Source organism: Aliivibrio sp. SR45-2 (genome assembly GCF_963890165.1).
Lineage (GTDB): Bacteria > Pseudomonadota > Gammaproteobacteria > Enterobacterales > Vibrionaceae > Aliivibrio > Aliivibrio salmonicida.
This window is the reverse complement of the sequence record NZ_CAWPRC010000204.1, coordinates 1-10,197: the sequence shown is the minus strand read 5'-3', so window position 1 is coordinate 10,197 and position 10,197 is coordinate 1. Positions and strand designations below refer to the sequence as shown.

Here is a 10,197-nt window from a genome sequence, read left to right as displayed (position 1 = left end):
CTGAACTCTGAATAGATCAATTACTCATCAATTTCGTCTAAGAAATCATCTAAGTCTTCTTCTGAATTACTATCACTTTCTGGTTCTATTTCAGCTTTAAAATCTTGTCTTTGTAAATAAACATCGCGGGTTAATACGTAGGGATCGGGGGATGCTTCTAACATTGGCTCTTGAGATATTAAACCAACTCGTGACTCCATGCCTTCTAATCCCCATTTACCTAAACCTTGCCAAAAGTTTAAATACGATAACGGCATGTATAAGCCATCAACAAAATCCCCGGCTTCACGCAATGTCCATGGACCATAACCAGGTAACATAAAGTAAGGCCCGTTACCGACACCATAATAACCTAATGCATCCCCAAAAGAACGACTGTCTGGTTTTTGAATCTCAGCGGCACTGGCAATATCAATAAGTCCAACAAGACCTAGTGTTGTGTTCAACCAAAATCGATTGAAATTCACCATTGCTTGCTCACCATTCCCCATAATCAAATTATTCACCATGCTTGAGGGTTCATCTAAGTTCGCTAAGAAATTTGCGATCCCGATTCGAATTGGGCTTGGCGTATAATCAACATAGGCAATAGATACCGGACGAACTAAGTAAGGGTCTAAAATATTATAGTTAAGATCCCACATAACTCGGTTAAACCCTTCAATTGGGTCACCATCATGCGAGTCATCGTATTCAACTTCGACAGCTTCATTGGTTTCTATTTCAGGATCACTCGACTCAGGTGTTTGAGAACACCCCGTGATCACAAAAAGTAGTACCCAAGGAAAACATATTTTTTTATACACAACACACCTTTAACCTACTGAGACTAACTGAACGAGTAACTTGCTCGGTTGTACTCTTTATTTATTATTATAGTTATACAATTATAGTCATAAAAAAAACGGGCAGAAGCTCAATGCTTCTGCCCGTCATAGTATGACATTTGTTAAAAGGTATTAGTATTGCTTATCAATATCAAGCGACACATTCTTTCCTAATGTGCTGACTGCGCTCTCACCATACCAATCTCCTTCTTTCGTAGACACATTGCCATCTTGGTCAATACGTGCACGAACGATAAAATCAGGCATATCCGACAGCTTACGCTGTTCAATCATATTATTGTCATCTGACATCATGATTTTCAGAGGAAAACGGCTGAGTGGGATACGAGCCGCTGCAACAGGCATAGCAGAACCATCAGCAGGGTGAATTGAAACAATCACGACACCTTGTGAAGGCAACGTCACATTAGAGCCTAAATTCACAGTGATAGGAACTTGCTTATCTAAAGTCGCTTCTGGGTTCATCTTAGATTTTGCTCGTTCAATACTGCGTACTAGCATTTCATAACGTGAATCATCAGGACCAATCAGCATTTGCATCGCTTTCCAAGCAGATACTGCACCTTTATAATCTTGACGCTCAAACGCACTGAACGCTAATAATGATAATGCACGTAGATTGGTTGAGTCTTGACGCAGAACTTGACGAAGTAATGTCTTCGACTGCTCTGCTTTCGCATCGTCACCAGAAAGCATTAATGATTGCGCATAACCCAATTTAATTTCAACATCGTCAGGCTTAAGCTTATAAGCTTTTTGCATTGCTCCGACAGAAGTATCAATATCTCGGTTAGCCATACCAATACGACCTAATAACAACCAACCCATTGCATCGTTTGGTTCTTCATACAATTTAGTACGAAGTCCTAACGTTAAATCGATCATTTCAGAATCACTTAACGAAACACCTTCAGGATTCATCAATTGTTTTGATAACTCCGGTAAACGTTCAGAAACTTCATGCCATTTTTCAATTTTATCGATATTACCGAACTTAAAGTAAAAACCGTAAGAAATAGCAACAAACACAAGAATAGATGGCAAGATGAATAATTTTGCATCCATGCTGTCTTGCTGTGCTTTCTCTGGCGCTGGAATATCATCAAGTAATGATTGTTTAAGCTCTGTGATCAACTCTTCTTGGTTGTTCACAAGACCTTCAGCGTCTTCTTCTTCTAACTCTAGTAAGCGATCTTTATAGAACGCTTTGTTCAATTCATCTCGGCGAGCATCATCATCTTGCGCTTTAGCTTTCCATAGCGGAAGAACGATGAATGCGATACCAACAAAAATTAGGGCTAAGGTTGAAATCCAAAACAAACTCATTTGTTTACCTTCCCATCTTCTTTAGTGTCATCTAGTAATGCGTTCAAACGATCTTCATGTTCGTTATCCCACTCTTCTGAATTGTCTTCAGTTACGGTTTTGCTTTTACGGCTACGAAGTACAATGAAACCAAATCCAAACACTAATACAGCCAATGGACCTAACCATAAAACAAGCGTACCAGCAGTTAGCGGTGGATCATAAGTAACAAAATTACCGTAACGATCAATCATATAAGAAACGATCTCATCATCAGATTTACCTTGCTTGGTCATTTCATACACTTTGTGGCGCATGTCTTGAGCAAGCTCAGCACTTGAATCAGCAATGTTGTTGTTCTGACATTTAGGGCAACGCAAGGTTTGCCCTAATTCTTTAAATTGCTGTTCTTGTTCTGGTGAATCAAATTTATACAAATCGATAGTGGCATAACTTGCTTGAGCAGCAAAAAAGCTCAACGCAAGAATAGCAGCAAGACGAAGACTCAATTTACGTAATATCATCTTCATTATTTAGACTCCGCAACTAGTTGATCGTACATTGGTTTTAGTTTCTCATTCCAATTACGATCATTTACATCACCAACGTGACGATAGCGAACGATGCCATTACTATCGATTAAGAACGTCTCAGGCGCACCATAAACACCTAAATCCATTCCTAGCATGCCGTCACCATCAAACAGCGTAATTAAGTATGGATTACCTAATTCTTTAAGCCATTTAACCGCTCCTGCTCGCTCATCTTTATAGTTCATACCAATAATTTTTACGCCTTCAGTTGCCAGCGTATTAAGGTATTGATGCTCTGCATAGCATGTTGGACACCATGTTGCCCATACATTTAGAAGCAGAGGCTCGCCTTTAAAGATACTTTGATCATAAAGCTTACCTTTTTCCGCTAGATCTTCTAAGCGAAATTCAGGTACCGGTTTACCCACTAAAACTGATTCCAGTTTTGTTGGATCATCGCCATTTGAGTTACGCGTTAATTGGGTAGCAAACACGGCAACTAAAAGTAAAAACAAAGCGAGTGGCACAAATAAAAACTTCTTCATTATTATGCCTCCTGTTTTTTCGATGTTTTACGGAAACGGTAACGCTTATCAGACATTGCTAACACACCGCCTAATGCCATGAATAGAGTACCAGCCCAGATCCAACGAACAAACGGTTTGTAGTAAATACGTACAGCCCATGAACGGTTGTCATCTAAACGCTCACCCATTGCAATGTATAGATCACGAGTAATGCCACGGTCAATCGCCGCTTCCGTCATCATCGCTCCAGACGTTGCGTAGAAACGTTTTTCAGCGTGCAATGTATTGATTGCTTTACCATCTAACGAAATATCAAAATCAGCGGTATAACCATCATAGTTAGGGCCATCAGTATCACGAATGCCAGCAAAGTAGAATTGGTAGCCATTCATTTCAATGTGCTCACCAGGTGCCAAACGTACGTCTTTTTCAATACTGTAGTTTTGTACCATTGCAATACCGATAATCGTAATAGCAAGACCGATATGTGCAGATACCATCGCCCAATGACTGCGGCCAAGTTTCGTTAAACCAACAGCAAGTGTATGACGGTGAGTTGCACGTTCATACATTTCAAAACCATGAAGAATAATGATCCAAATTGACATCATCCAACCTAGGTAAGCCATAAATAGGAACTTATCGGCAAAGATAACCATCATTACAGCAGCAAGAGGAACGGTTACCGCTCCTGTGATTACCATACGTTTAACAAGACTATTTAAATTATCTTTCTTCCAACGGATCAGAGGACCGATACCCAATAAGAATGCAAATGGGATCATCAACCATGCAAATAGCATATCGAAGAACGGTGCACCGATTGAGACTGAACCTAAACCAAGTTGCTTATGTACTAAGGGTAATAACGTACCAACAAGAACAACAACTAAAGCCGTTATTAGTAAAATATTATTGGCTAATAATGCATTTTCACGAGAAAAGAGAGCAAAATTACCACGAACACGAACTGAAGAACCTTTTAAAGCAAACAGCAGTAATGAACCACCGATAACCATCACTAAGAAGGCAAGAATGAACATGCCTCGAGCGGGATCAGAAGCAAAGGCATGAACCGATACCAAGATGCCAGAACGAACAAGGAACGTACCTAATAAACTTAATGAGAATGCTGATATTGCAAGTAGAACGGTCCAAGCTTTAAACGTACCACGTTTCTCGGTTACCGCTAATGAGTGCATTAGTGCGGTACCAACAAGCCAAGGCATGAATGATGCGTTTTCTACTGGATCCCAGAACCACCAACCACCCCAGCCAAGTTCATAATATGCCCACCACGAACCTAGAGAGATACCTACGGTTAGAAATGACCATGCAGCAATCGTCCAAGGACGAGACCAACGAGCCCATGCAGTATCTAATCGACCCGTCATTAATGATGCAATAGCAAATGAGAACGCAACAGAGAAACCAACGTAGCCCATATAAAGCATTGGTGGATGAATGATCAACCCAGGATCTTGAAGTAATGGGTTTAAATCACGTCCATCAATTGGAAAAAATGGCAGAGTACGTAAAAATGGGTTCGATGTTAAAATGATAAACAATAAGAAACCAAGGGTAATCCAGCCCATCACTGCCAATACTCGAGCAACAGACTCTTGAGGCATTCCACGACTAAATGTCGCTACAGCCACAGTCCAACCTGCTTGGATTAATACCCAAAGAAGCAATGAACCTTCATGAGCACCCCACACCGCCGTTAAACGATAATACCAAGGCAGTAAACTGTTTGAGTTACTTGCGACGTATTGGAGAGTGAAATCGTTAACGTAGAATGCCCACATTAAGATCCCAAATGATAAACTGAGGAGTAGGAACATCCCCCAAGCGAGAGGTCTTGCACTTTGCATTAATGCTTTATTGCCACGGCTTGCACCGTACATAGGCAATATACTCAATAGGACAGCAAGTCCTAATGAGGCAATCATCGCAAAATGACCGAGTTCTGGAATCATTGACCAGTTCCTTGTTTTTGTTCTTCTGTGTATTTAAGAGGTTCGTGCGTTTTTTTCATCGCTTCTGCAACCTCTGGCGGCATGTACTCTTCATCATGTTTCGCTAATACTTCATGAGCCTTAACTGTTGTCGCATCAACAAGAACACCTTGCGCGACAATACCTTGGCCTTCACGGAATAAATCAGGAAGAATACCATCATAAATAACGGTGACTTTAGGGCCAATGTCTTCAACTTGAAAACGAACTTCTAAAGACTGAGAATCACGTTTAACCGATCCTACAACAACCATACCACCGATACGTAAACGTTGGCCGACTTCAGGTTTTGTTCCATCAGGCTTACCATTCACTAATTCTGTTGGGGTATAGAATAAATCCATATTTTGATTCAATGCATAAAGCATCAACCCAACCGTTGCACTCGCCCCTAGGACTAGAGCAAGGATCAACCCTAGGCGCTTTTTACGTCTTGGATTCATAATGTATTCTCCATAGTTTTTGCTTTTTTAATTCGTTCTTCTCTTGCCATTCTTTGCTCAATTTCTTTTAACAATTGGCGTCGTTTTCCAAGGCTAGAAAATAGAATCCAAAATAAAGAAAGAAAAGTAGCGCCAAAAGCACCCCATACATAAGCGGCGTAACCACCCATGGCAAAAAAATCACTTAATGTTTCAAAATGCATAACAGTAATTCCCTTCTCTTACATTATTTAGAGACGGTAGATTTAGTATCTACCAATGCTCTAACCCAAGGACGATGACTCTCTTTTGCTAAAATTTCATTCCTAAAACGAATAAGAGTCACAGAACCGAAGAAAGTTGCAAAGCCTATGATATTTAATAGTAAAGGCCACAACATATCTGAAGAAATCGAAGGTTTATCAAACTTTGTAATACTTGCACCTTGATGAAGCGTATTCCACCATTCGACAGAGAAGTGAATGATTGGCAGATTAATCACACCAACAATAGCAAGAATACCCGCAGCACGAGCAGCGGTTCGTTGATCATCAAACGCGTTATATAACGCCATTACCCCAAGGTATAAAAATAGAAGAATTAATTCTGACGTTAAACGGGCATCCCATACCCACCAAGCACCCCACATAGGTTTGCCCCAAACGGCACCAGTAAGTAAAGCGATGAACGTAAATACCGCACCAATAGGCGCCATTGCTGCCGCGGCCATATCTGACAATTTTAATTGCCAAACCAAACCGATAAAAGCAGCTATCGCCATCGACATATAAGCGGCCATAGACAAAATAGCAGCAGGTACGTGTATGTAAATAATTCGAAAACTGTCACCTTGTTGATAATCAGAAGGTGCAAAAGCAAGGCCCCAGATGGTCCCAACGGTCAAACTGATGATAGAGATCACCGCAAACCATGGTAGCAGTGTAGTACTTAATTGATACGCTTTTTCTGGTTTAGCGTAAGGATGTAGCCATTTCCACATTGGTTTATCTCACTTACTTAAATATAAAAATTATAATTATGATTTATTGCACACTGACTCGTAGTGCCGAACTAATGGCAAACGGAGTCAATGTTGCGGAGCCCATAAGAAGCGCCCCTAAAATAGCGAGTTGGCCATTATAAGCCATCCCTAGAGTTGCAGCATCAATTGCAGATGTCGCAAAAATTAGAACCGGTATATAAAGTGGGAGTATAAGAAGGCTTAGCAACACTCCCCCTTTTTGCAGACCCACAGTTAATGCAACCCCTACGGCACCAAGAAAACTCAGTGTGGGTGTTCCAAGTAACAGGGTAAGTACAATGGCTAACCATGTATTGAAATCTAAGGATAATAAAATAGCCAGTAATGGGCTGATAATAATCAGCGGCAGACCAGTCAGTACCCAATGAGCAAACACTTTGGCTAATACTAAAACCGACAATGGGCTTGGCATTAACATCATTTGTTCTAATGAGCCATCGGAAAAATCGTCTCGGAATAAACGTTCAAGAGAAAGTAAGGCAGACAATAAAGCAGCAACCCAAACAATACCCGCCGCAATACGCGCAAGCAGAATTGGCTCAGGGCCAATACTTAATGGGAATAAGGTAATCACGATAATAAAAAACCACAACGGGTTTAAAACATCGGCTTTACGACGAAAAGCGATCAATAATTCACGTTTTATTATCGTAGTCATTGAAGAAAGCATCTATTACTCACCTAACCTGATTTTTTTCAATTCATTACTGTCAGTAAATAAATCCTGATGCGTCGTTAGCAAGACAATTCCACCCTGTTTTGCGTGATCCATAAACAACTGCTCCAACACCTTAACGCCCTGCTTATCAATGGCAGTTAATGGCTCATCAAGAACCCACAACTTATGATTGCTCAACCAAAGACGAGCTAATGCAACTCTGCGCTGTTGTCCTGCGGACAATTGTCCTGCTGCGACATCTTCTCGACCCGCTAAGCCAACACGAGCAAGTGCATCCCAAATAGCCTCTTCATTATAGTTGTTATGCATTGATTGATAAAAAGCCAGATTTTCAAATGCTGTCAACTCACGTTTTACACCCGTGTGATGACCTAGAAAAAGTAACGCGGAATGAAAGTCTTCTCGATTCTGTTTAATCGATTCGCCATTCCAATAAATATCACCTTCATCAGAATAACCAAGACCGGCAATAATTCGCAATAATGTGGTTTTTCCTGCACCATTTTGACCTTCTATTTGAATTAACTCACCGTCTGATACGGTAAAGCTGAGTTGTTCAAATAAAACTCTTTCATCTCGAATACAGGTTACATTACGAATTTCTAGCATAGACTTTTATCATTAGAGAATATTGAAAGTATTCTAGCACAGCAAAAACAGGGAAACTTAGATATAAAACAAATCTATTTGCATAGATAAGTAAATAAATATGTCATTTAGTTTCATTTTCATAATGAAAAAAATCCACATTTAATTCATAGGGTTATATATTAAAAAATTAAATACCACCTTATGGGTAGTCGAATTTTTTACCATATCCCATAACGAAAAAAAGCCCCTTAAATAAGGAGCTTTTGAATTCGTTAATCTGAAGAAATCGTTATTCTTCGTCTTCCATTCTTAATGGTGGCATAGAGCCTTTACCGCCAGCAATTTTGGCTTGTAAAGACATCATTAACTCAGCTTCGGCTTTTGGAAGTTCACATTCTTCCATAAGCTCATTAATCCCTGCACCCAGTTGAACCAATTTATTTGCTCTTGAATACAATCGACTGTCGACATCCGTATTCTCAAGTTCATTTAATCGGTCATCAAAATGTTGACTTAATTGAGTCATTTCCGCGACTTTCTGCCCCATATTAATAGAGCCAGAACGAAATTCAACAAATTGCTTTTGCAGCTTTTGTTGTTCATCTTGAAGGTTTTTATACTGCGCTTTCGCTTCTGTCAGCTGTTGCACGAGTTGCTTATTTCTTCTATTTAGTACAAAGAAGAAAACCAAAACAAGGATCATTGCTGTTGCAGCTAGTAGCTCTGAGAGCTGAGTTAAAATATCGACCATTATAGGCTTGCCATGTCATCCCATTCGTCTTCAGACAAAAGTTTATTAAGATCAACCAAGATAAGTAGTTTGCCTTCGCGGTTACTAACACCCTGAATAAATTTAGAGCTGTCTTCCGTTCCAACACTTGGCGTTGTATCAATTTCTGATGAACGTAAGTATACAACTTCTGCCACGCTATCAACAAGGATACCGATAACTTGATGTTCTGATTCAATCACAATGATACGTGTATTATCACTGATCTCGCCTTGCATTAAGCCAAAACGTGAACGAGTATCAATCACTGTTACTACGTTACCACGAAGGTTGATAATACCTAGAACGTAGTCTGGTGCGCCTGGTACTGGCGCAATTTCTGTATGACGTAATACTTCACGAACTTGCATTACGTTAATACCATAGGTTTCTTCTTCTAATTGAAAAGTCACCCATTGTAGTACTTCATCGTTTACTTGATCTTTACGGATCTCTACTTGATTATACTGAGACATTGTATTTCCTCGTCCTCTTAGAGTTATCTTACTCTATTCCCTTAATGTCGAGACCGGCATTAAGCATCGTAATCATTGCCTCAACGTGAATCAAGGCACACATCTTCTCTTTTACCATTCCAGACAACCACGGACGTTTTCCTGCGGTTTCACGCCAACGAATTCGATCACTGGTTAATGTTTCTGTTCCGGCTAACGCATTACACGCTAATCCCCATTTGCTATCACCAAGCATAACAAGGTATTGGTAATTCTCTTTGTAGCTCTCATCTTTGATGCTTTGTGGCATCACCCACTTCGCGGTATCTAACGCATCAATGGTGGTTTCTCGATTATTTTGTAACCCAAGATACCAATCAGGACGACCAATTAAATGATTCAATTCCGTGATCTGATGTATGCCACCTAATTGAGCCAATGGCACAGCAAAGGTAACGCCCATCACTTCAAAAAATAAGACTTGGAACTCTTCATCTAATTCTGAGTTCTTCCAATCTAACCCAATTAAAGGAGGGGATTTTCCTGTTTGAGTCTCTAATTTTATCTCTGAATCAATTGCAGGTTCTTCAGAAATCGACTCGAATTCTTTTATTTCTTCTGGTTTTTTAGTAACAATTTTATCTGAAATATCCCAATCAGAAAGATCCAGTTCTTCTTCCGATTCTTCACTCTCAATGTCATTAACCACATCTTGAGACACCATTGTCGTTTCAACAGCGAGATCTTCTTTTTCTTGTTTTACGAATGCATCGGTAATTAATGAATCAATTTCAACCTGAACTTCAAGTTGTGAATTCTCTAATTGACTTAATAATCGTTGAACATCCTCCAATTGAGGCAACTCAAATGGGTATTCATCGTCATCATCAATGTGTTGTGCTAGTTGTGGTTGATAGTGAGAAGTTACCTGATCTTCTACCATTACCGCTTCAGATGTCCATGTAATCTCTGGCTCTGGCTCTGGCTCTGGCTCTGGCTCTGGCTCTG

At 40.0% G+C, this 10,197-nt stretch carries 13 protein-coding genes; all 13 read right to left on the bottom strand.

The window, feature by feature from the left end:
* Positions 1 to 20 precede the first annotated feature (20 nt).
* Positions 21 to 806 carry an MlaA family lipoprotein gene (locus tag AACV33_RS19460; RefSeq protein WP_017023434.1) on the bottom strand — a complete coding sequence of 262 codons (786 nt, stop codon included), beginning with the start codon at positions 804 to 806 and terminating at the stop codon, positions 21 to 23.
* Positions 807 to 959: 153 nt separating this feature from the next.
* Positions 960 to 2,174: a c-type cytochrome biogenesis protein CcmI gene (gene ccmI, locus AACV33_RS19455; protein ID WP_012550776.1), complete on the bottom strand. Its 1,215-nt coding sequence runs from the start codon at positions 2,172 to 2,174 to the stop codon at positions 960 to 962.
* Entirely contained in the window at positions 2,171 to 2,683 is a 513-nt protein-coding gene (locus AACV33_RS19450) for a cytochrome c-type biogenesis protein (protein WP_023603874.1), read from the bottom strand. Before AACV33_RS19450 ends, ccmI begins: the two co-directional genes overlap by 4 nt.
* Positions 2,683 to 3,234 carry a DsbE family thiol:disulfide interchange protein gene (locus tag AACV33_RS19445; RefSeq protein ID WP_023603875.1) on the bottom strand — a complete coding sequence of 184 codons (552 nt, stop codon included), beginning with the start codon at positions 3,232 to 3,234 and terminating at the stop codon, positions 2,683 to 2,685. Before AACV33_RS19445 ends, AACV33_RS19450 begins: the two co-directional genes overlap by 1 nt.
* Complete coding sequence (locus AACV33_RS19440) at positions 3,234 to 5,192, bottom strand: heme lyase CcmF/NrfE family subunit (RefSeq protein ID WP_012550779.1); 1,959 nt, start codon at positions 5,190 to 5,192, stop codon at positions 3,234 to 3,236. Before AACV33_RS19440 ends, AACV33_RS19445 begins: the two co-directional genes overlap by 1 nt.
* Positions 5,189 to 5,674, bottom strand: coding sequence for a cytochrome c maturation protein CcmE (gene ccmE / locus AACV33_RS19435; protein ID WP_023603876.1), 486 nt, complete (start codon positions 5,672 to 5,674; stop codon positions 5,189 to 5,191). The genes AACV33_RS19440 and ccmE overlap by 4 nt, the downstream gene beginning before the upstream one ends.
* On the bottom strand, positions 5,671 to 5,877 hold the full coding sequence (gene ccmD, locus AACV33_RS19430; RefSeq protein ID WP_012550781.1) for a heme exporter protein CcmD: 207 nt from the start codon (positions 5,875 to 5,877) through the stop codon (positions 5,671 to 5,673). Before ccmD ends, ccmE begins: the two co-directional genes overlap by 4 nt.
* Positions 5,878 to 5,900: 23 nt before the next feature.
* Positions 5,901 to 6,653 (bottom strand): heme ABC transporter permease, encoded by a 753-nt coding sequence (locus tag AACV33_RS19425; protein WP_017023439.1) that lies wholly within the window; start codon positions 6,651 to 6,653, stop codon positions 5,901 to 5,903.
* 43 nt (positions 6,654 to 6,696) lie between these two features.
* Positions 6,697 to 7,365: a heme exporter protein CcmB gene (gene ccmB, locus AACV33_RS19420; RefSeq protein WP_017023440.1), complete on the bottom strand. Its 669-nt coding sequence runs from the start codon at positions 7,363 to 7,365 to the stop codon at positions 6,697 to 6,699.
* A 3-nt stretch (positions 7,366 to 7,368) separates the two neighbouring features.
* Positions 7,369 to 7,983 carry a cytochrome c biogenesis heme-transporting ATPase CcmA gene (ccmA, locus tag AACV33_RS19415; RefSeq protein WP_017023441.1) on the bottom strand — a complete coding sequence of 205 codons (615 nt, stop codon included), beginning with the start codon at positions 7,981 to 7,983 and terminating at the stop codon, positions 7,369 to 7,371.
* Positions 7,984 to 8,254: 271 nt separating this feature from the next.
* Positions 8,255 to 8,716, bottom strand: a complete 462-nt coding sequence (locus AACV33_RS19410; protein ID WP_017023442.1) for a DUF2802 domain-containing protein — start codon at positions 8,714 to 8,716, stop codon at positions 8,255 to 8,257.
* Positions 8,716 to 9,210 (bottom strand): chemotaxis protein CheW, encoded by a 495-nt coding sequence (locus AACV33_RS19405; RefSeq protein WP_017023443.1) that lies wholly within the window; start codon positions 9,208 to 9,210, stop codon positions 8,716 to 8,718. Before AACV33_RS19405 ends, AACV33_RS19410 begins: the two co-directional genes overlap by 1 nt.
* 28 nt (positions 9,211 to 9,238) lie before the next feature.
* Positions 9,239 to 10,197 (bottom strand): chemotaxis protein CheW (locus AACV33_RS19400; protein WP_255458635.1); only part of this gene is annotated, 959 nt, incomplete at its 5' end.

What these genes read in the sequence shown, in the direction of transcription:
- ccmI (WP_012550776.1), bottom strand. Translation starts at nt 2,174, where the DNA reads ATGAGTTTGTTTTGGATTTCAACCTTAGCCCTAATTTTTGTTGGTATC.
- AACV33_RS19450 (WP_023603874.1), bottom strand. Translation starts at nt 2,683, where the DNA reads ATGAAGATGATATTACGTAAATTGAGTCTTCGTCTTGCTGCTATTCTT.
- AACV33_RS19440 (WP_012550779.1), bottom strand. Translation starts at nt 5,192, where the DNA reads ATGATTCCAGAACTCGGTCATTTTGCGATGATTGCCTCATTAGGACTT.
- ccmE (WP_023603876.1), bottom strand. Translation starts at nt 5,674, where the DNA reads ATGAATCCAAGACGTAAAAAGCGCCTAGGGTTGATCCTTGCTCTAGTC.
- ccmD (WP_012550781.1), bottom strand. Translation starts at nt 5,877, where the DNA reads ATGCATTTTGAAACATTAAGTGATTTTTTTGCCATGGGTGGTTACGCC.
- AACV33_RS19425 (WP_017023439.1), bottom strand. Translation starts at nt 6,653, where the DNA reads ATGTGGAAATGGCTACATCCTTACGCTAAACCAGAAAAAGCGTATCAA.
- ccmB (WP_017023440.1), bottom strand. Translation starts at nt 7,365, where the DNA reads ATGCTTTCTTCAATGACTACGATAATAAAACGTGAATTATTGATCGCT.
- ccmA (WP_017023441.1), bottom strand. Translation starts at nt 7,983, where the DNA reads ATGCTAGAAATTCGTAATGTAACCTGTATTCGAGATGAAAGAGTTTTA.
- AACV33_RS19410 (WP_017023442.1), bottom strand. Translation starts at nt 8,716, where the DNA reads ATGGTCGATATTTTAACTCAGCTCTCAGAGCTACTAGCTGCAACAGCA.
- AACV33_RS19405 (WP_017023443.1), bottom strand. Translation starts at nt 9,210, where the DNA reads ATGTCTCAGTATAATCAAGTAGAGATCCGTAAAGATCAAGTAAACGAT.